This window comes from Roseateles asaccharophilus (genome assembly GCF_031458115.1).
Taxonomy (GTDB): Bacteria; Pseudomonadota; Gammaproteobacteria; order Burkholderiales; family Burkholderiaceae_C; genus Pelomonas; species Pelomonas asaccharophilus_A.
Map to the genome: position 1 here is coordinate 62,969 of NZ_JAVDXV010000007.1, position 20,698 is coordinate 83,666.

Consider the following 20,698-nt stretch of genomic DNA (forward strand, 5'->3'; position numbering starts at 1 on the left):
CCGCCATGCCGACGCCGCTCTCCCAACTCGAAGACGCCTCCGAATTCCACGCCCGCCACATCGGGCCGGATGCCGTCGATGAATCCCTGATGTGCGCCGCCGTCGGCGTGGCCAGCCGCACCGCGTTGATCGACGCGGTCGTGCCCAAGTCCATCCGCCGCTCGCAGGGCATGAAGCTGCCCGCGCCCATCACCGAGGCTGGCGCGCTGGCCGAGCTCAAGCTCATCGCCGGCAAGAACAAGGTCTACAAGAGCTTCATCGGCCAGGGCTACTACGGCGTGCACACGCCGGGCGTCATCCTGCGCAACATCCTCGAGAACCCCGCCTGGTACACGGCCTACACGCCTTACCAGGCCGAGATCTCGCAGGGCCGCATGGAAGCCATCCTGAACTTCCAGACCATGGTGACCGATCTCACCGGCATGGACATCGCCAACGGCTCCATGCTGGACGAGGCGACGTCGGCCGCCGAGGCCGTCACGCTGGCCAAGCGCGGCGTGAAGAGCAAGAGCAACACGCTGATCGTCGCCGGCGACGTGCACCCGCAGACCATCGAGGTGATCCAGACGCGCTGCGCGCCGCTGGGTATCGAGGTCAAGGTCGGCATGGCGCCCGCGCTGATGGCCGAGAACGACTACTTTGCCGTCGTCTGCCAGTACCCCAGCACCACCGGCCTCATCCACGACCTGAAGGCCTTCGCCGACCAGGCCCATGCCAAGAACGCCGCCTTCATCGTCTGCACCGACCTGCTCGCTCTGACGCTGCTGGTCTCGCCGGGCGAGTTCGGCGCCGACATCGTGGCCGGCAACAGCCAGCGCTTCGGCATGCCCATGGGCGCCGGCGGCCCGCACGCCGCCTTCCTGGCTTGCAAGGACGAGTTCAAGCGCTCCATGCCCGGCCGCCTGGTCGGTGTGTCCAAGGACGCGCAAGGCCACCCGGCGATGCGCCTTGCGCTGCAGACCCGCGAGCAGCACATCCGCCGCGAGAAGGCCACCTCCAACATCTGCACGGCCCAGGTGCTGCCGGCCGTCGTGGCCAGCATGTACGCCGTCTACCACGGCCCGCAAGGCTTGAAGCGCATCGCCGAGCGCGTGGCCAGCTACACCGCCGTCCTGCACGCCGGCCTGACGCGCATGGGCGTCAAGGTCGTCACGCCGCACGTGTTCGACACGCTGCTGGTCGAGTGCGAGCCCGGTGTCGTCATGGCCAAGGCCGTGGCGGCACACGCCAACCTGCGCAAGCTCAGCGACAAGCATGTCGGCATCGCGCTGGACGAAACGACGTCGCGTGCCGACATCGAAGCGATCTGGAGCTGGTTCGCCCCGGCCGGCGCCACCGTGCCGACGGTCGCCGAATTCGCCGCCGGCGTCGACAGCCTGATCCCGGCCAGCCTGCGCCGCAGCAGCGCCTACCTGACCCACCCGGTCTTCAACACGCACCACAGCGAAACCGAGATGCTGCGCTACATCCGCAGCCTGTCGGACAAGGACCTGGCGCTGGACCGCAGCATGATCCCGCTGGGCTCGTGCACGATGAAGCTGAACGCGACGGCTGAGATGATTCCCATCACCTGGCCGGAGTTCGCGGGCGTGCACCCCTTCGCGCCGCAGGACCAGCTGGCCGGCTACACCGAGCTGGACCAACTGCTGCAGAACTGGCTGACCGAGTGCACCGGCTATGCCGGCATCAGCCTGCAGCCCAACGCCGGCTCGCAGGGTGAGTACGCTGGCCTGCTGGCCATCAAGGCCTGGCACGAGTCGCGCGGCGACGCGCAGCGCACGGTCTGCCTGATTCCTGAAAGCGCCCACGGCACCAACCCCGCCTCGGCCCAGATGGTCGGCATGCAGGTCGTCGTCACCAAGTGCGACAAGGAAGGCAACATCGATCTCGTCGACCTGAAGGCCAAGTGCGAGCAGCACGCCGACAAGCTCGCCGCGATCATGATCACCTACCCCTCCACGTACGGCGTGTTCGACACGCACGTGAAGGAGATCTGCGCGATGGTGAAGAGCCATGGCGGTCGCGTCTACGTGGACGGCGCCAACATGAACGCGCTGGTCGGCGTGGCCGCACCGGGCGAGTTCGGCGGTGACGTGAGCCACCTGAACCTGCACAAGACCTTCTGCATCCCGCACGGCGGTGGCGGCCCGGGCGTCGGCCCGGTCTGCGTGGTCGACGACCTCGTGCCCTTCCTGCCGGCGCACCGCACTGCGGGCCTGGGCAAGGAGACCAACATCGGCGCCGTGTCCGCCGCGCCGCTGGGCAATGCGGCCGTGCTGCCCATCTCGTGGATGTACATCCGCATGATGGGCGCCGAGGGTCTGAAGAAGGCCACCGAGGTGGCCATCCTGTCGGCCAACTACGTGGCGGCGCGCCTGAGCGACCACTACGACATCCACTTCTCCGGTGGCAATGACGGCGTCAAGGGTGGCGGCGTGGCGCACGAGTGCATCCTGGACCTGCGCCCGCTGAAGGACACGAGCGGCGTCAGCGCCGAAGACGTGGCCAAGCGCCTGATCGACTACGGCTTCCACGCACCGACGCTGAGCTTCCCGGTCGCCGGCACGCTGATGGTCGAGCCGACCGAGAGCGAGTCGCGTGCCGAGCTGGACCGCTTCATCGACGCGATGATCCAGATCCGCCAGGAAATCGCCGATGTCGAGGCTGGCAAGGTCAGTCGCGAGGACAACCCGCTGGTCAACGCGCCGCACACGTCGATGGTCGTCAGCGCGACCGACTGGACCCACGGCTACAGCCGCGAGGTGGCCGCCTTCCCGCTGCCGTCGCTGCGGCGCCAGAAGTACTGGTCGCCGGTCGGCCGCGTGGACAACGTGTATGGCGACCGCAACCTGTTCTGCAGCTGCGTGCCGCTGTCCGAATACGACGAGGCCTGAAAAACCCTCGTCGCAAGAACAACCACGCAGCGCCGCAACATCGGCGATGCGTGGTTTGCTGCTGAGTCGGGGCGGCCAAAAGCCGCCCCGACCTCTTCTACTGAATCGAGGTAGTCATGGCGGTTTCTGTTTTTGACCTCTTCAAAATCGGCATCGGCCCGAGCAGCTCGCACACGGTCGGCCCGATGCGCGCCGCGCGGCTGTTCGGGCTGCGGCTGCAGCACGACGGCCTGCTGGACCAGGTGGCCCGCGTGCAGGTCATCCTGTACGGCTCGCTGGGCGCCACCGGCAAGGGCCACGGCAGTGACAAGGCGGTGCTGCTGGGGCTCGCCGGCCATGAACCCGACACGGTGGACGTGGAAGCCATTCCGGCGCTGCTGGACGTCATCCGCTCGGGCGACCTGAGCCTGATCGGCCAGCACAAGGTCGCGTTCGACGAAGCCAAGGACCTGGTCTTCAAGCGCCGCGAGACGCTGCCCTTCCATGCCAACGGCATGCGCTGCATCGCCTTCGATGCCGACGGCAACGAAGTCGCCAACCGCGTGTATTACTCCGTCGGCGGCGGCTTCATCGTCAGCGACGAGGTGGCGGCCGACGGCAGCAAGCAGAAGGTCATCGCGCCCGACGTGACCGTGCTGCCCTACCCCTTCAAGACCGGCGACGAGTTGCTGGTGCTGACGAAGAAGTACGGCCTGTCCATCGCCGAGGTCATGCGCCGCAACGAGGGCCACTGGCGGCCCGACGCCGAGACGCGCGCCGGCCTGTTGAAGATCTGGAACGTCATGCAGGGCTGCGTGCAGCGCGGCTGCAAGACCGAGGGCATCCTGCCCGGCGGATTCAAGGTCAAGCGCCGCGCGCCCAGCCTGCATGCCAGCCTGACGGCCAATCCTGAACAGGCGCTGCGCGACCCGCTGCAGGTGATGGACTGGGTCAACCTGTACGCGCTGGCCGTCAACGAGGAGAACGCCGCCGGCGGCCGCGTCGTCACGGCGCCCACCAACGGCGCGGCGGGCATCATCCCGGCGGTGCTGCACTACTACCACCGCTTCGTGCACGGCTCGAATGACGATGGCGTCATCGACTTCCTGCTGACCGCGGCGGCCATCGGCATCCTTTACAAGGAGAACGCGTCCATCAGTGGCGCCGAGGTCGGCTGCCAGGGCGAGGTGGGTGTGGCCTGCTCCATGGCCGCGGCCGCGCTGTGCGCCGTCATGGGCGGCACGCCCGAGCAGGTCGAGAACGCCGCCGAGATCGGCATGGAACACCACCTGGGCCTGACCTGCGACCCGGTCGGCGGCCTGGTGCAGATCCCCTGCATCGAGCGCAACGCCATCGCGTCGGTCAAGGCCATCAACGCGGCCCGCATGGCGCTGCGCGGCGACGGCACGCACTTCGTCAGCCTGGACAAGGTCATCAAGACCATGCGCGATACCGGCGCCGACATGATGACCAAGTACAAGGAAACGGCCCGCGGCGGCCTGGCGGTGAACATCGTCGAGTGCTAGGGTCGCGGTGCTTTGCGCCGAACACGAGGAACGGCGCTCCCGCCCCTTGAGGGCGCGGTTCAGCGAGGCGGCAGGTCGTGCGGCAGCCAGCGCTTGTAGATGGCCTGGAAGCTGCCGTCGCGCTTCATCGCGTCGACCTGGAGCTGCCACGCGCTCACCACGTGTTTGGGCGTCCCGAGCGAAAAGGCGATATAGCCTTCGCTGCTGGCAAAGGTGTAGACCTCCTTCAGCGCAGCCGGGTCGACGCCGGCGGCAGCCAGCGCACCCTGCATGCTGATGCGCTCGGAGGCGAACAACGGCGCGCGCCGGGCCAACAGCATGCGCAGAGCTTGCGCCGGGTCACTGACATGGCGCAGGTTCCGAAAGCCCTCGGACGCGAGCTGCTGGGCGGTGTACCAATCGCGCACCACCAGCACGTCGCTCGCCTGGCGGGCGTCATCCAGGCGCTTCAGCCGCTCGGCGCCCGCACGGGCGTAGAAGCTGCTGTAGAAGGTCACGATGGGGCCCACCCACTGGAACAGCTTCTCGCGCTCGGGGATGCGCGCTGCCGCAAACAAGCCCGTGGGCTGTCTTCCCTGGGCCTCTCGGTAGGCCCTCGCCCACGGAAGGAACTCGATTTCCAGCTTCTGCCCAAGGCGTTGCAGCACGGCTTGGACGACCTCGACTGCCAGCCCGCTCGGGCGGCCAGCGTCCGTGTAGTTGACGGGCGGGAACTCCTCGCTCAGCAGCCGCAGGGATGACGCCGATGCCGGCGGCGCCGCCAGCGGCTCCAAAGCCCAGCCAAGCCCCCACAATCCCACCTGACGTCGCAGCACCGAGTTCTCCAGCGTCGTTGCGCCGATGATAGACGGGCACCCCGCCTCGCGGACAGCCGGGTGCACACAGAAGAACCTCGCTTGTCCATGTGCCTCGCCGCCTTCGCGCTCAACGCCCATCCCCGCTTCCCACTCGTCATCGCCGCGAACCGGGACGAGTTCTTCGCGCGCCCGGCGGCACCCATGGCGTGGTGGCCGGACCATCCCGGCATCCTCGCCGGCCGCGACCTCGCCGCCGGCGGCACCTGGTTCGGCCTCGCGCGCAGCGGCCGGCTCGCGCTGCTGACCAATGTGCGCGAGCCCGCATCGCAGCGCGCCGATGCGCCGTCGCGCGGCGCGCTGGTGGTCGACTGGCTGACGGGCCGCGACGATGCCACCGCGTTCGCCGCCCGGCTGGCGCCGGGCTACAACGGCTTCAACCTCATCACCGCCGACTTGCAGCGCAACACCTGGCACTGGATCAGCAACCGTAGCCCGGCGCCGCAACGGCTGGCGTACGGCATCCACGGCGTGTCCAACGCCGCGCTGGACACGCCCTGGCCCAAGACCCAGGGCCTGAAGGCCGCACTGGGCCAGGCGCTGGCTTCGGCGTCCAGCGCGGAGCAACTGAGCAGCGAGCTGTTGGTTGCACTGGCCGACGCCGCCCCCGCGCCTGACGAGCAACTGCCCGACACCGGCGTGGGCCTGGCGCGCGAGCGCCTGCTGTCGCCGCGCTTCGTGCGCATGCCGGACCCGGCGCGGCCGGATCTGGCCGGCTACGGCACCCGCTGCTCCACGGTGCTGGTCACCGAGGCCCTGCCCGACGGGCGGCGTGCTACCGCAATCATCGAACGCAGCGTCGATGCCGCCGGGCGGTGGGCCGCCCCCGTGCGACATCTGGTGACCATTTGATCCGGCGCCGGAAGGACGCCGGCCGCCAAATCTCGCGCTTGACGGATCGCCAAGCTGCTATACAGACGCACCTCTCCGTTGCGAACACGCCCGTCGATGAACCTTCGGCCAAGCCTGTCCACCGCCCGTGGGGCCGCCCTGGCCTGCGCGCTGCTCGCCGGTCTTGTCGCGCTGCGCTGGCTGCTTCGGTTCGAGCTCGGGGCCAGCGTGCCAGGCCTTGCCGAGACCAGCCTGGTGGCGGCCATGCTGCTGCTGATCGGCTCGATGTCGGTCTGGTACATGGCAGGCTGGCCAACCGCCCGTGCACCGAACCCCGGCTCGACGCGCGTGCTGCGCTGGCTGGCGCTGGGGATGTCCATGCTGCCCGCGTTGATGCTGCTTGAAGCGGTGCTGGACGTATCGCTGGGCGTCGACATCGCCCACCCAGATGTGCTGCCGACGGCGCTCAATCCCCACCCCGGCCGCTCCTCTCCAAACGCCTGCATCGCGTTCCTGTTGCTGTTCGCCTCGCTGGGCCTGTTGGCGGGAGCGCCAGGCAGACGCACTCAGCGGCTGTGCTCCGCCGCCATCGGCACCGCGCTGCTCATCGCAGTCATGGGCGTGCTGGGCTATCTGCTGCGGCTGGAGCAGCTCTATCACTGGGGCAACCTCAACCGCATGACGCTGGTCACGGCGCTGGGGCTGATGCTGCTGGCCATCGCGCTGTGGGACCAGCAGCTGCGCTGGAGCGGCCTGGCGGCACGCATGGACCTGCACGAGCGGCGCATCACCTGGCGCTCCATGGCCGTGCTGTCGGTCGTGGCGGTCGCGGCCGGCGCTGGCGGCTTCGCGGCGCTGGAAGTGGAGTTCGAGCGGGCGCGCAAGGAGGACATCCGCTTCACGGCCTTCATCACCGGCGAGGCGCTGACGCACACCCTGGACGCCGGCATCTGGCTGTCCAACACCATCGCGACGCGGCCCGTCGTCATCGAGCAGCTGGCGCGCCTGGGCACCAATGCGGGCGACGCCGAGGCCCGCGAGCGGCTGCGCGCCATCACGCGCAGCCTGCTGACCGGGGGCATCACCGCGACCCGCTTCCTGGACCCCGCCAACCGCCCGCTGACCGAGGCCGGCCGCCCTGCGGTGACGCCCACCATGCCCGCGCTGTCGCTGGCCCAGCAGCACGCACCCAACGCCCGCATCGTTTGGGCCGGCGGCTATGTGCTGCTGACCGACCTGCCCGTCATGGACCGCGGCCAGCTGGTCGGCATCTTCCAGGCTGAGCACCGGCTCAGCCTGATGGACCGGCTGGTGGCCCGCGTGCGCGACACCGACCCGTCGGCCGACGTCATCCTCTGCACGCGTGTGGCCGACCGGGTCAGCTGCCTGCCGTCCAAGCTGCATCCCGAGCCCGCCAACGTGCCGATGTTCGACAGCCACGACCAGCCCTACCTGCCCATCAGCCGCGCGCTGATCGGCGAGTCCGGCGTCGTCGTCACGCCCGATGCGCGCGGTATCCAGGTCGTCGCGTCGTATGTGCCATTGGGCCGTACAGGGCTGGGCATGGTGGTCAAGACGGACGCGGCCGCCGTCTTCGGCGCGCTGCGCCAGCGCCTGGGCCTGCTGGCCTTGCTGCTGGCCAGCCTGGTGCTGGCTGGCACCTGGATGCTGCGCCGCCACGTGAGGCCGCTGGTGCAGCAGTTGGCCAGCGAGCAGGCCCGCTACCGCGCGATCCTGGACAACTCCAACGACGCCTTCATCGGCCTGAACGGCGCCGGCGACGTGAGCGACTGGAACCTGCAGGCCGAGCGCATGTTCGGCTACACCGGCGACGAGGCCCGAGGTCGGCGGCTGTCCGAGCTCATCATCCCGCCCGAGGCGCGCGCCGCGCACGATGCGGGCATGGCGCGCTTTTGCCTGACCGGCACCGGCCGCGTCGTCAACCAGCGCATCGAGCAGACGGCACTGCACCGCGACGGCCACACGCTGGACGTGGAGCTCAGCGTCGCCGCCATGCCCCAGGGCGACGGCTACGTGGCCAACGCCTTCCTGCGCGACATCGGCCAGCGCAAGGCCGCGGCCCGCCAATTGGCGGCCAGCGAGCAGCGCATGCGCGACATCACCAACAGCATCCCGGCCATGGTGGGCGTGTTCGACGCGCAGGAGCGCTGCGTCTACGCCAACGACCTGGCACTGAAGGTCCACGGCATATCGCGCGACATGGGCGTGGGCATGCTGATGCGCGAAGGCCTGGGCGCGGCCAGCTATGCGCTGCACGAGTCCCATGTGCGCGCGGTGCTGAAAGGCCACGCCCAGACCTTCGAAGGCACGCTGCCCTGGCGCAACGGCATGGGTCATTTTCAGGTCCATCTGGTGCCCATGCGCGATGCGCTCAGCGACGCGGTCACCGGCTTCTACCTGATGACCTTCGACATCACGGAGCTGCGCAGCGCTCAGCTGCAGCAGCAGCGCAGCGAGCACCGCTTGCGTGCCATCGCCGACAACCTGCCCGTGCTGATCTCCTATATCGACCGCGACCAGCGCCTGGGCTTCGTCAACAAGACCTTCCAGGAATGGATGGGCGTGGAACCTCTGAAGGCCACGGGCGTCCATCTGAAGACGCTGCTGGGCCCCGAGCTGTACGCGCAGCGCCAGCCGGCGCTGGAGCGGGCGCTGGCCGGCGAGCGCCAGGAGTTCGAGATCACATCGACGGCGCTGGGCATCACGCGACACCTGAAAGTCGTCTACGAACCCGACCGCCAGGCCGACGGCAGCGTGGCGGGCGTGTTCGGCATGTCGGCGGACATCACCGTCACGAAGCAGGCCGAGCAACGCCTGCTGGAGCTGGCCCATGTGGACGCGCTGACCGGTCTGCCCAACCGCCGCGAATTCGAGAGCCGGCTGCAGCTGGCACTGGCCCGCGCTCGCCGCCAGCGCCAAGCCATGGCTGTCATCTTCATGGACGTGGACCATTTCAAGCTCATCAATGATGGCCACGGCCACGCCGTGGGCGACGTTGTGCTGAAGGAATTTGGTGCCCGCATCCGCGCTGCCATCCGCGCCACCGACACCGCCGCGCGGCTGGCCGGCGACGAGTTCGTCGTCATCCTCGAAGGCCTGAACAGCGACGCGGAGGCGTCCCGCGTGGCCGCCAAGCTGGTGGACGCGATACGCCCGCCCATGCTGCTGCCTGGCGGCGGCGAAATCGAGGTCACCACCAGCGTGGGCATGGCCTGCTGGAGCGGCAACGGCGACGGCGCGCAGGACATCCTGGACCGCGCCGACCGCGCGCTGTACCGCGCCAAGGCCGCCGGCCGTGACACCTTCTCGCAAACGACGTTCTGAGTCACAAGGCGGCCGCCCGGCGCAGGCCACAATCGCCCGGCAGTGACCGCCATCGCCCTTCACCGCCGCTCGCCGCCCGACCCGCGCCTGCTGCAGCGCAGCCTGCTGCTGGCCGTGCTGCTGCACGTGTGGTTGGTGCTGATGTTCGGCAACACCACCGGGACGGCCCTGCCGGGCCAGGGCGTCTGGGGCAGCCTCAGCGTGCGCCTGAGCGCGCGCAGCGGCAGCCAGGCCGATGCGCCGCCCAGCCCCAACGCCGGTGGCGCCCCGGGCACGCCAACCCGTCCTGCCCCCGACAGCCGCCCCCAACGGGCCACGCCCGACGCGCAGGCCGATGGCGAGACCCGCACCGCCACGCTGCCACTGCCCGAAGGCTTCAAGCCGGTGGAGCGCGAGACGCTCAGCCCACCATCGCCTCGCAGCGCGCCGCCCGTGACGACGCCGGCCGAGCTGCCCGCCGCCGTCGGGCGGCTGGACACGCGCCCGGACACGGCGCTGACACCGTTGGCACCCGCCGCCGCGCTGCGCAGCGCCGAGCGCCGTCCCGAGGTGCCGCCCCAGCCGGCCGACCTGCCAGCACCCGTGCAACGCCTGGAGGCCGCGCCGGCCACCGTGGCCGACCTGGTGCGGCCGTCGGACCTGCGCCCCGCCGCCGCAACACCGGCGCTGGCACCGCCCAGCACCGAGCTGCCCACGCCCGTGCGCCGCCTTGAGGCACCCTCCGCGGGCACCGCCACGGCAACGCTGCCGCGCGCCACCGAGTTGCGCACCCAGGCGCCCACCGCCAGCGTCAGCGACGCCACGCCCACCCAGGCCTTACCCACGCCGGTGCAGCGCCTTGAAGCGCCCAGCGCCGATGCCGGCGGCGTCAGCCGCCTGAGCTCTCCTCGTGAGTTGCAGCGGCCTGCGCCCGGCGCGGCCACCGCGCTGTCCGGCACCCCCGACCTGCCCACGCCGGTGACCCGGCTGGAGGCGGCCGACGCCGGCGCCGGCGTCGCGCCGCTGCAGCCGGCCCAGAATCCGCGCGCCAGCCTGTCCACGCCGGCGGCCGGTGGGCTCGACGACCTGGCGTCATCGCTGCCAGGCCAGGTCAGCGCACCGGCCGGCCCGGCCCAGGGCGACCCCAGCGCGCCGCCGCTGGCGGGTGTCAGCACCGGCCGCAGCGACGGCCCGCGGGCAGGCGCCGACATGGCCGCCGCACCGACGCCGCCCGCCAGCGGTGCGACCCGCGCGCCACTGAACCTGTCCATGCCGCGCGGCGACATGTCGTCGCGCCGCAGCCCCGGCCTCGTCGAGCTGCTGCCGCCGCCGCCCGAGCGCAAGGGCAAGCTGGAGCAGGCCATCGAGGACACGGCCAACAAGGACTGCCGCAAGGCCTACAGCAATGCCGGCATCCTGGCTGTCGTGCCGCTGGCCATAGACGCGGCGCGCGGCAAGGGTTGCAAGTGGTGAGGGAGCGCCAGACAAAGTCCTCGCGGCGCTTCCGGCTCAGAATCCGCTGAGCACCAGCTTGCCGCGCATGCGGCCGCTCTCCAGCAGCGCATGGGCTCGGCGCAGGTTGGCCGCGTTGATGGGGCTGAAGTGCTCGCTGACCGTGCTGCGCAGTCGGCTCGCATCGATCAGCTGCGCCACGCGCGCCAGCAGCTTGCCCTGCTCGGCGATGTCGGGCGTGCCGAACAGCGAGCGCGTGAACATCAGTTCCCAGTGCAGCGACAGCGCCTTGCGCTTCAGCGCCATCACGTCCAGCGGCGTGGCCGGGTCGTCGATGAGGCCGATGCGGCCCTGCGGCGCGGCGAGGTCCACCAGCTGGGCCCAGTGCTGGTCGCTGTGCGTCAGGCTTGCGATGTAGTGCGCCTCGGCGATGCCGCCAGCCACCAGCTGAGGCCGCAGCGGCTGGCCATGGTCCACCACCGCGTGCGCGCCCAGCTTCCGCACCCAGGCCTGGGTCTCGGGCCGGCTGGCCGTGCCCACGACGCGCAGCTGCGTCAGCTGGCGCGCCAGTTGCACGAGGATGGAGCCCACGCCACCGGCGGCGCCGGTGACCAGCAGCGTCTGCCCGGCGCCGCCGCCCTCGGGCACGCCCAGGCGGTCGAACAACAGCTCCCAGGCCGTGATGGCCGTCAGCGGAAGGCCGGCCGCCTCCGCGTCGGAGAGGCTGCGCGGCGCTAGCGACACGATGCGGTGGTCCACCGCCTGCAGCTCGGCGTTGGAGCCGGGCCGGTTGATGGCGCCGGCGTACCAGACGCGGTCGCCCACGGCAAAGCCCTGCACCGCGGCGCCCACGGCTTGCACCGTGCCCACGGCGTCCCAGCCCAGCACCTCGGGCTGGCCCGGCTGTGGCGCGCGGTTGCGGCGCACCTTGGTGTCCACCGGGTTGACCGACACGGCCGACACGCGCACCAGCAGGTCCAGCGGGCCCGGCGTGGGCGCCGGAAGGTCCAGGTCCAGCAGCGCTTCGGGGTGGTCGACGGGCAGGGATTGCAGGTAGCCGACGGCTTTCATGAGAGGTCCTTCTGCGATGAATCAGCGATGGCCGTCATCGTGAGGCCTGGCATTCAATGCACAAAGACTAGGATCGGCGAATCAGTTTCACGCATTGCATGAAGATGGACCGCCTCGCGCCCTTGCAGCTCTTCGTCGCTGCCGCCGAATCAGGCAGCTTCTCGGCCGCCGCGCGCCGGCTGGACCTGGGCGCAGTGCAGGCCAGCGCCACCATCGCGCGGCTGGAGCGCGAGCTGGGCGTGCGCTTGTTCGAGCGCTCCACGCGCCGGCTGCGGCTGACCGAAGCCGGCGAGCAGTGGCTGCCGCACGCCCGCCAATTGCTGGCCACCTGGGAGGACGGCCAGGCCGCGCTGCGCGACGCGGCCGGCGAGGACCGGCCCCTGAGCGGCCGTCTGCGCGTGAGCCTGCCCAGCGACCTGGGCCGCCAGCACCTGTGGCGCTGGATCGAAGACGCCGCACGAGCCGATGCCGCTGACGGCCTGCAGCTGGAGCTGCGCATCAGCGACCGCCTGGCCGACCTGATGCAGGAGCCGGTGGACTTCGCCGTGCGTTACGGCGAGCCGCCCGACTCCAGCCTCGTCGCGCTGCCGTTGGCGCCGGACAACCGTCGCGTGCTGTGCGCCAGCCCGGCCTACATCGCCCGCCACGGCCCGCCGGCCACGCCGGCCGAGCTGCGCGCGCACGAGTGCCTGCGCTTCGTGCTGGGCGACAGCCTGCACGGCCGCTGGCGCTTCATCTCACCCGAGAGTGAGACGCAGCCCGTCGAGGTGGGCGGCAACCGCGTGGCCGACGACGGCGGCCTGGTGCGCGAATGGGCCGTGGCCGGGCTGGGCATTGCCTACAAAAGCCGGCTGGACGTGGCCGACGACCTCGCCGCCGGACGGCTCGTGGCGCTGCTGCCCGACTGGCAGGGCGAGCCGGCACCGCTGCACTGGATGGCCATAGGCCGCCACCGACTCACTCCCGCACTGCGCCGGCTGGCCGTCGAGCTAAGGCGCCGCTGCGACGCTTTAGCACGGGGGTAGGTCTCAGCTTTCGTTCAGCACCCGCGGTCGCAGTCGAAAAGCCATTGCAAACAATGACCTTTAGATCTTTGCTCCACAGCTGGGGACGCTCGGTGTCCGGCCCAGGGTATCGGTCCTTGGGCGTTTCCTCGCGATCGGCTCAAGCGCGGCCTACCACCTCTTTGAGCTCGTCCAGTGCGGCCTCGAACTGCAGTTCCGCCATTTCGTGTTCCAGGCGCTCAAAGGCGTCAGCCGACATGGCCGCACGGAGCCTGGCTGACATGGATTTGTAGGTCTCCAGCGCCCGCAGGTCGTTCAGCGCCAGCAGTTGGCGCAGCCCGTCCAGCTCCGCAGCATCGGGAAGGTTTCCAGGCGCCGGTTCATCCATCACCTTCCGCTGAGCGAGCAGATCGGACGACTCGCGCCGCAATGCGGACGCGGCGGCATCGAGGCGGGACATTCCTGCGTTGACCGCCTCGGCGTCTGCCTGAAGGCAAGCCTCTTCGACGCGCGTGGCGAGCACGGGAATCTCGATGGCGCCCAGCGTCGACGAACTGCCCTTGATGTTATGCATCAGCCGGGCGAGCTCCTGCATCTGCGTCGGCGTCGCCCGTGGGCTGGCGAGGGCGTCATCACAGACGGCGAGCATGCGCCTGAGCATGCTGATGAACAGATCAGTGTCGCCAGCCAACCGCCTGCGGACCTGGTCAGTGTCGATGCCGTCGATCGTTGGCCATTGCGCCGCCTGCTGAACATGCTGTGAGGTCAGCTTCAAGGGCAGCAGGCCCGCAGCGCGGCGCACCGCCTGCACAAGCCGCTCGGGGTCCAGCGGCTTGGACAGGATCTCCTGCAGGCCGGCATCGCGCGCGCGGCGGTGCTCGGTGTCGGTGTTGCCCGCGGTGAGCGCCAGGATGGGCAGCCCCTCGCGCGCGGGGATGGCGCGAATGCGGCGTGTCGCCTCCAGCCCGTCCATCACCGGCATCTGCACGTCCATCAGCACGACGTCCAGCGGCTCCGCCGTCTGGGCTTGTTGGACGGCCTCGGCGCCGTTGCGGGCCTGCAGCACCTGCGCGCCTTCGATCTCCAACAGACGCCCCGCGACCTGCAGATTGATGTCGCTGTCGTCCACCAGCAGGATGCGCAATCCCGCCAGCCTCGGCCCGTCGGGCTGCTGAGGCGCCGCCGCGCTGGGCAGTTGGGCCACCTCAGCGCGTTCGAAGGGCAACTCGACACTGAAGCAGCTGCCTTCGCCGATCTTGCTCTGCACTCCAACGCCGCCGCCCATCAACTCGGCCAGCTGGCGCACGATGGACAGCCCCAGCCCCGTGCCGCCGAAGCGGCGTGTCGTCGTCGCATCCGCCTGCGCGAACGGGGCAAAGAGCTGAGGCAGGACGTCTTCCGCGATGCCCATGCCGGTGTCACGCACCTCGAAGCGCAGCCAGCAGCGTTCATCTGACTTGGGCAGGACCCAAATGTGCAGCACCACCGAGCCACTCTCGGTGAACTTGATCGCATTTCCCAGCAGGTTGGTCAGCACCTGGCGCAGGCGGGTGGGGTCGCCACGCAGCGCATCGGGGATGCCCGGCTCGGGCGTGAGGTTCAGTGACAGCCTTTTGGCCTGAGCCTGTGCGGCAAAGACGCCTTGAAGCGACGAGCACACGTCACGCAGACTGAAGTCGACATGCTCGATCGTCATCTCGCCAGCTTCGATCTTGGACAGGTCCAGCACGTCGTTGATGATGCTCAGAAGCGCGTTGCCGGCCACCTTGATGTTCTGCACATAAGGCGCCTGCTCCGTGTTCAATGGCGTGCGTTGCAGCAGGTGGGCCAAGCCAATCACCGCATTGAGCGGCGTCCTGATCTCATGGCTCATGTTGGCCAGGAACTGCGATTTGGCCTCGCTGGCGGAACGCGCCGCCTGCACGGCGAGCTGCAATTCGCGCTCGTGTTCGACTCTCGCACTGATGTCGTAGGCCACACCGATGAATCCCAGGCTGGCCCCTTCGACGTCGCGAATCTCCGTGACGGACAGTGTCACGGGAACCAGCTCGCCATCCTTGCGCACATAGTGGCAGTCGAAGGCCTCCCCCAGCACTTCAGGTGCGACCAATGCGAGCCCCGGCGGGACGCGCCGCCCGAGGCGCTCGCTCAGCGACTGCGCCCGTGCCTCCAGTTCCGTCGGCAAATGCCAGTGGAAGGCGTTGACCTTGCCGATCACTTCCTCCGCTGTATAGCCCAGCAGGCGCTCGGCACCGCGGTTGAAGAGCGAGACGCCGCCCTCGCGGCCGACCGCGATGATGGACACCTGTGTCGCCGATTTCAGCACCGACACCAGCAGGGCCAAGGTGTGACGGAGTTCGTCTTCCGCCCGCTTGCGGTCCGTGATGTCCGTGCGCAGCGAGACGATCTTGTCGATGCGGCCGTCCTCGCCAAAGAACGGCATGACGACGCTGTCCACCCAGTACAGCGACCCGTTCTTTGCCCGGTTGCACACTTCGCTATGCCACACCTTGCCTTCGGCAATATGGCGCCACATGTCGAGCCAGAACTGCCGCGCATGCGTGCCGGAATTGATGAGGCGATGGTTCTGCCCCAGCAGTTCCTCGCGCCCATAGCCAGAGATATCGCAAAACCGGTCATTGACCGAGATGATGGTGCCGGTGCGGTCCGTCATCGACACGATCGAATGCGCGTCCAGCGCCGCCAGCAGGGCCGCCTTGTCGCGCTTTTCGGCTTCCAGCGCGGTGCGCTGCTCCTGTAGTTCCGTGACGTCGTGGACCAGCACATAGAAGCCGCGCACCTCTCCGTCAACAACGTCCGGCAGGTAGTGCGCCAGCGAGTGCCGTAAGCCACCATCCGGCCTGGGGATGCTGCGCGAGAAGCTCTGCGGCTCGCCCCGCAGAGCACCCTCGGCCAAGGGGCGGTTGCGCTCGAACAGCTCGGGCCCCAGCAATTCGGCAAGCGACTTGCCCTTCAAGGTCGCGGGTTCAACGCCGAACCAATCCGCGTAGGCCTTGTTGGCCATCACGTTGCGCAGGTCCGGGTCCCAGTAACCGATCAAAGACGGCAGGGCGTCGATGACGTTGCGCAGGTCGTGCAGGGCGCGCGAAAGCGCCAAGGTGCGCTCGCTCACCTGTCCTTCGAGAGCGCTGTTGACCTCCTCGAGCTGCCGCTGGAGCTGCTTGGCGGGGCGAATGTCGCGGAAGATCTTCGCCAGGCCGATACAGCGCCCCTGCGCGTCATGGATGGGCGTCGCGCTGACCGACACATCGATCAGATGGCCGTCCTTGTGCCGGCGCATCGCTTCATGCGCATCGACCCGCTCGCCCGCAACGATGCGGTGGCGGATATCGGCATCCTCGGCCTCCCTCTCTGGCGGCAGCACGAGCGCCGTGATGGGGCGGCCGACGGCCTCGACGGCGCGGAAGCCGAACAGCCGCTCCGCGCCTCGGTTCCATTCAGTCACCTGCCCTTCCAGCGTCAGTGCCACGATGGCGTCTTCCGATGATTCGACGATGGCGGCGCGGCGCAGGCGCTCCTGCTGCGTCACCTCGGCACGCACGCGGCGCTGCGACAGCAGGAACGCCAGCGCGCCCAGCAGCATCGACAGCACGGCGCCGCTGAAGCCGAACAAGGACGGCGGCGTGAGATGCATGCTCGCCACGAACTCCGGCGTGGCAAGCATGCGCGCCTCCCACTGGCGCCCAAAGATGTCGATCGTCGTTCGCCGCTGGGGCAGGCCGGCGCCCTCGGGGGCCGGGCCCGGCGTGCTGAAGAAGGGCCCGTCCGCCCGGTCGCCCACGTCGGCCAGATCCAGCCACAGCAGCCTTGCCGACGCGTCGAGGCTGGCCAGCACCTCATCGATGACGATGGGCGTGTAGCTCCAGCCGCGGCCACGTTCGGGCGCGTCCGGTGCGCCGGCCCGGTAGACGGGCAACAGCACCAGGAAGCCGCGCTTCTTCTGGCCGGAGGCCTGCACCAGCGTGATAGGCGCGGTGATCTGAGCCTTGCCCGTGTCGATCGCGCGCAAGGCTGCCTCGCGCCGGCGGGATTCGGAGGCGATGTCCAGCCCGACTGCCTGGCGGTTGCTGGCCTCCGGCTCGATGTAGACGATGACGGCGCGATCGCCCTCATGGGGCGCGAGTTGCTTGATGGCGAACTCCGGCCGGCCGTCCGCCCGCATCATGGTCGTGAAGTCCGCGGCCTCCTCGGCCGGCACGCGCCAGATGATGCCGAAGCCACGCGCGCCCGGAAACTCCTGATCGAGCGAACGCGTCTGCGCGTAGCGCTGCACCTGCGCGAGCGTGGGCAAGGTGCCCTGAGCCGCCGCGATGCCGCGCATGCCGCGCAACCCGTACTCCATGCGGTGCAACTGTGCGCGAATCCGCTCCACCGTCTCCGAAGACAGTTCCTCGAACCGGCTGGCGACGACGGCCCGGTTACGCTCGGCCTGGTTCCAGCTCAGCCACGCGGTCGCCAAGGCGCCCAGCAGGAAGCACACCAGCGCGGCCCGCCAGGGATGGAGTTTCATGTCGCTGCGCCGTCGAGCTGGGCGGCTGGCGGCTGAGGCGAGTCGCTGTGGCTGCAATACTGCGACCGACCCTCACGCTTGGCGCGGTACAGGGCCTCGTCGGCGCGCTGCATCAGGGTCTCGGCGGTAAAGGCGTCACTACCTTGGCCCAAGGCGACGCCAACGCTGACGGTCACCACGCCATCCACGACACCATCCTCGTGGGGGATGGCCAGTTGCCGCACCGCATCGACCAGTCGCCCCGCGATCAGGCAGGCGCCCTCCAGGTCGGTGTTGGGCAGCAATGCGGCGAACTCCTCGCCGCCGTAGCGGGCAACGAAGTCCGCCGGGCGCCGCATGACGCCAGCCAGCGCCGCCGCAACGCCGCGCAGGCAGGCGTCCCCCGCCGGATGACCATAGCGGTCGTTGAAAAGCTTGAATCGATCGACGTCGATCAGCAAGGCGCACAAGGGCTGCGCCTCCCGCTGCGCGCGCGCCCACTCCGTTGCCAAGGCGCCATCCAAGCTGCGCCTGTTGGGCAGCTGGGTTAGCGCATCTGTGCCCGCCAGTCGGCGTAGCTCGTCATTGGCGCGCTTGAGCTTGAGGTGGGTCGACACGCGTGCCCGCAGGATCGGCTCGCTGACCGGCTTGTGGATGAAGTCGGCCGCTCCCATCTCAAAGCCGCGGATCTCCATCTCGAGCGCATGGTGGCTGGTCACGAAAAGCACGGGTACGTCGGCCAGTTCGAAGTCCGCCTTGAGGGCGAGACAGGCGTCGAAGCCACTCATGCCGGGCATCTCGGCATCCATCAGGATGAGGTCGGGCTTGTTGCGCCGCGCCTGGCTCAGCGCCGCCTCGCCGCTGCGCGCAAAGCGCAGCGTGCCCAGTTCGGACAGCATCTGGGCCATCAGCTGGACCAGGGTGGGGTCGTCGTCGACGATGAGGATGGACGCCTGGGCTGATGACATCGGTTCCTTGGCGACTGGCAAAGCCACCGCACTGTAGCGGTCAGGTCGCTGCAGCCACATGAGGTCGTTTCAGGCAAAGCGTGAACTGTGTCCCGATCCCCGGCTCGGAATCCACCAGAATCCTCCCACCCATGGCCTCGACCAGGCTCTTGCTGATGACGAGGCCCAACCCCGTCCCGACGACCGTTGTGTTCTCGCGGCCGAGGCGGTTGAAGGGCTCGAACAGGGCTGTCTGCTGCGCGGCGCTCATGCCGATGCCCTCGTCACGCACCGCAATGCAGGTCTCGTCGGCCGTCAGCGCCAGGTCCAGCGTGACGCGCCGGCCCTCGCCGCTGTACTTGATGCCGTTGGTGAGCAGGTTGACGAGGCACTGACGCAGGCGCTGTGTGTCCGCCATCACCGGCACCTCGGCATCCAGCGAAGGCAGGTGAACCACCGCCCCGACTTGGGTGGCGAGAGGCTGCACGGTCTCGATCGCCGAACGGATGGCGTCGCGGGCATCCCCGGCCTGGACCTGGATGGCCAGCGTGCCGGCCTCATGGCGAGAAACGTCCATCAGGTCGGCCAGCAGGGCCTGCAGCTGGCCGGCAGCATCGCGGACGTACTGCAGGCGCTTGAGGTCGGTTTCTCCTGTGACACCGCCACCCAGCTGCAGCAGCTGGGAAAAGCCCAGGATGGCATTGAGGGGCGCCCCCATCTCATGGCAGACCCAGGCGATCAGCCGGGACTTGGCCTTGGCTGAGGCTTCCGCGACGACCTGCGCCTGGCGCGCCTGCTCGAGTTGCTCGCGTTCCGCGATGTCGCGAATGATGAGCGTGATGAGCCGGCCGGATTCGGCCTCCGAGGCGCGCACTTCCAGGACGCGTGTCGTGCCGTCGGGCGCATGAAATTGCATGCGAACCGGCGCGCGGCGGGCCGCTTCCATGCTGTCTCCCATGCCGGCCATGGTCTGGTCGATGTGCTGGCCGACTGCCGCCGTGGCATCGCAGCCAAGGATGCGCGCGGCCGCGTCGTTCAACAGCATCACGTGCTCGCTGGCGTCGCAGGCGATGACGCCGTCGCTGGCGGTGCGCACGATGTCGGCCACCCGGGAGTCCGCCAGCCGGCGCCAATGCGCAGCCATTGCCCGGATCTCGCTGTCGATGCGCGTCTTCAGCGTCAGCAGATTGCGGATGCGGGCGCGCAGCACGCTGACGTCAAAAGGCTTGCTGACGAAGTCCGCAGCACCCAGGTCCAGCGCCCGCTTCTCGCGCTCGGCGTCAGCAAAGCGCGTGATGAAGACGACAGGGATGTGCGCGAACTCGGCCTGGCTCTTGATGGCAGCGCAGACTGAGAAGCCGTCCAGGCCGGGCATGCTGGCATCCAGCAGGATCACATCGGGGCGGATCTCATGCAGCTTGCGCAGCGCGCCGTCGCCGGTCGTGGCGAAATGGACAACACCCAGGCCCTGCACGGCCTTCTGGATGAGCCGGATGGCGGAGACGTCGTCGTCCACCACCAGGAGGCGGGCCGGGGCCACGTCGGCATCGGCCGGCTCGTCGCCGGACTGCACGATTTCCTTCAGGCGGGAGGCGAGTTCATGGGAGCGCAGATGCGCCCTGACGCGGGCCAGGAAGGTCTCGCGATTCAATGGTTTGGTGAGGAAGTCGACCGCGCCGCGCTGCAATGCAGCGCATTCCAGCTCCGTCGGTCGGTCCGCGGTTGCGACGATGACCGGCAAACTCTCGAACATCGGGTCGCGCTGCAGTTCCTCGCACAACTGCAGGCCGGTCATGCCCGGCATGTTGAAGTCCACGATCACCAAGTCCGGCCGCGAAGCCCGGATCTGGCGCAGCGCATCGATCGCCGACGTCGCGAAGCGCACCTGCACAAACTCCGACAACATCGAGCGCATCAGCTTGATGGACTCGGCTTCGTCGTCCACCAGCAGGATGCGGGCCTCGTTCAGCGCGCGCATATCTCGCCACTCGTCGGACATTGCCCCTCCCGCACATTGGTGTGCATGCACGTCCACGCGGACATTGGCCTGAGCATAGATAGACTCACTCAGCAGTGGCAAGCCCGGTGTTCCGTGAATTGGCGAAGTCTCTCGCGTGTCGGCGTCCCGCTACTCCTCACATATTGCAAGCGCGCGACCTCTACCGCGGAGCGCCCAAAGCGCAGGTTCGCCAGTTCGGAAAGGATCTGACCCAAGGCCTGAATGGCCGTCGGATCGTCATCCACCGGCAGCAAGTCCGGGCTCACACGAATCGCCCCAAAAGCCTGCAAGAAATGATGAAGCGGAA

General features: G+C 69.1%; 11 protein-coding genes. 6 read left to right on the top strand and 5 right to left on the bottom strand.

Annotated features, from left to right (window positions below; translation table 11 throughout):
* Positions 1-5 precede the first annotated feature (5 nt).
* Together gcvP and J2X21_RS17475 are read left to right on the top strand one after the other, a co-directional pair.
* A complete protein-coding gene (gene gcvP, locus J2X21_RS17470; RefSeq protein WP_310330716.1) occupies positions 6-2,894 on the top strand; it encodes an aminomethyl-transferring glycine dehydrogenase in 2,889 nt (962 codons plus the stop codon).
* A gap of 116 nt (positions 2,895-3,010) precedes the next feature.
* Positions 3,011-4,399 (top strand): L-serine ammonia-lyase, encoded by a 1,389-nt coding sequence (locus J2X21_RS17475; protein WP_310330718.1) that lies wholly within the window; start codon positions 3,011-3,013, stop codon positions 4,397-4,399.
* 59 nt (positions 4,400-4,458) lie between these two features.
* Here the strand turns inward: J2X21_RS17475 and J2X21_RS17480 are convergent, their stop codons facing one another.
* On the bottom strand, positions 4,459-5,214 hold the full coding sequence (locus tag J2X21_RS17480; protein WP_310330720.1) for a substrate-binding periplasmic protein: 756 nt from the start codon (positions 5,212-5,214) through the stop codon (positions 4,459-4,461).
* Positions 5,215-5,301: 87 nt separating this feature from the next.
* Here J2X21_RS17480 and J2X21_RS17485 point away from each other — a divergent pair, with 87 nt between their 5' ends.
* From J2X21_RS17485 to J2X21_RS17495, 3 genes are all read left to right on the top strand, one after another.
* Positions 5,302-6,105 (top strand): NRDE family protein, encoded by an 804-nt coding sequence (locus J2X21_RS17485; protein WP_310330722.1) that lies wholly within the window; start codon positions 5,302-5,304, stop codon positions 6,103-6,105.
* 96 nt (positions 6,106-6,201) lie between these two features.
* Positions 6,202-9,429, top strand: a complete 3,228-nt coding sequence (locus J2X21_RS17490; RefSeq protein WP_310330723.1) for a PAS domain S-box protein — start codon at positions 6,202-6,204, stop codon at positions 9,427-9,429.
* Between the two features lie 42 nt (positions 9,430-9,471).
* Positions 9,472-10,881, top strand: a complete 1,410-nt coding sequence (locus tag J2X21_RS17495; protein ID WP_310330724.1) for a hypothetical protein — start codon at positions 9,472-9,474, stop codon at positions 10,879-10,881.
* Positions 10,882-10,917: 36 nt separating this feature from the next.
* Here the strand turns inward: J2X21_RS17495 and J2X21_RS17500 are convergent, their stop codons facing one another.
* Positions 10,918-11,931 (bottom strand): zinc-binding alcohol dehydrogenase family protein, encoded by a 1,014-nt coding sequence (locus J2X21_RS17500; protein WP_310330726.1) that lies wholly within the window; start codon positions 11,929-11,931, stop codon positions 10,918-10,920.
* 104 nt (positions 11,932-12,035) lie between these two features.
* Here J2X21_RS17500 and J2X21_RS17505 point away from each other — a divergent pair, with 104 nt between their 5' ends.
* Entirely contained in the window at positions 12,036-12,956 is a 921-nt protein-coding gene (locus tag J2X21_RS17505; RefSeq protein ID WP_310331230.1) for a LysR family transcriptional regulator, read from the top strand.
* Between the two features lie 139 nt (positions 12,957-13,095).
* Here J2X21_RS17505 and J2X21_RS17510 read toward each other — a convergent pair whose 3' ends face one another.
* The 3 genes from J2X21_RS17510 to J2X21_RS17520 are packed head-to-tail and all read right to left on the bottom strand — an operon-like array spanning position 13,096 to position 20,391.
* Positions 13,096-17,466, bottom strand: a complete 4,371-nt coding sequence (locus J2X21_RS17510; RefSeq protein ID WP_310330728.1) for a PAS domain S-box protein — start codon at positions 17,464-17,466, stop codon at positions 13,096-13,098.
* Positions 17,463-18,413 carry a GGDEF domain-containing response regulator gene (locus tag J2X21_RS17515; protein WP_310330729.1) on the bottom strand — a complete coding sequence of 317 codons (951 nt, stop codon included), beginning with the start codon at positions 18,411-18,413 and terminating at the stop codon, positions 17,463-17,465. The genes J2X21_RS17510 and J2X21_RS17515 overlap by 4 nt, the downstream gene beginning before the upstream one ends.
* Positions 18,414-18,453: 40 nt before the next feature.
* Positions 18,454-20,391 (bottom strand): response regulator, encoded by a 1,938-nt coding sequence (locus J2X21_RS17520; protein ID WP_310330732.1) that lies wholly within the window; start codon positions 20,389-20,391, stop codon positions 18,454-18,456.
* Positions 20,392-20,698: the final 307 nt, after the last annotated feature.

Excerpts from the sequence above, each read along its gene's own strand:
- gcvP (WP_310330716.1), top strand. The coding sequence starts at position 6 with ATGCCGACGCCGCTCTCCCAACTCGAAGACGCCTCCGAATTCCACGCC.
- J2X21_RS17500 (WP_310330726.1), bottom strand. The coding sequence starts at position 11,931 with ATGAAAGCCGTCGGCTACCTGCAATCCCTGCCCGTCGACCACCCCGAA.
- J2X21_RS17490 (WP_310330723.1), top strand. The coding sequence starts at position 6,202 with ATGAACCTTCGGCCAAGCCTGTCCACCGCCCGTGGGGCCGCCCTGGCC.
- J2X21_RS17520 (WP_310330732.1), bottom strand. The coding sequence starts at position 20,391 with ATGTCCGACGAGTGGCGAGATATGCGCGCGCTGAACGAGGCCCGCATC.
- J2X21_RS17515 (WP_310330729.1), bottom strand. The coding sequence starts at position 18,413 with ATGTCATCAGCCCAGGCGTCCATCCTCATCGTCGACGACGACCCCACC.
- J2X21_RS17485 (WP_310330722.1), top strand. The coding sequence starts at position 5,302 with ATGTGCCTCGCCGCCTTCGCGCTCAACGCCCATCCCCGCTTCCCACTC.
- J2X21_RS17505 (WP_310331230.1), top strand. The coding sequence starts at position 12,036 with ATGGACCGCCTCGCGCCCTTGCAGCTCTTCGTCGCTGCCGCCGAATCA.
- J2X21_RS17475 (WP_310330718.1), top strand. The coding sequence starts at position 3,011 with ATGGCGGTTTCTGTTTTTGACCTCTTCAAAATCGGCATCGGCCCGAGC.
- J2X21_RS17510 (WP_310330728.1), bottom strand. The coding sequence starts at position 17,466 with ATGAAACTCCATCCCTGGCGGGCCGCGCTGGTGTGCTTCCTGCTGGGC.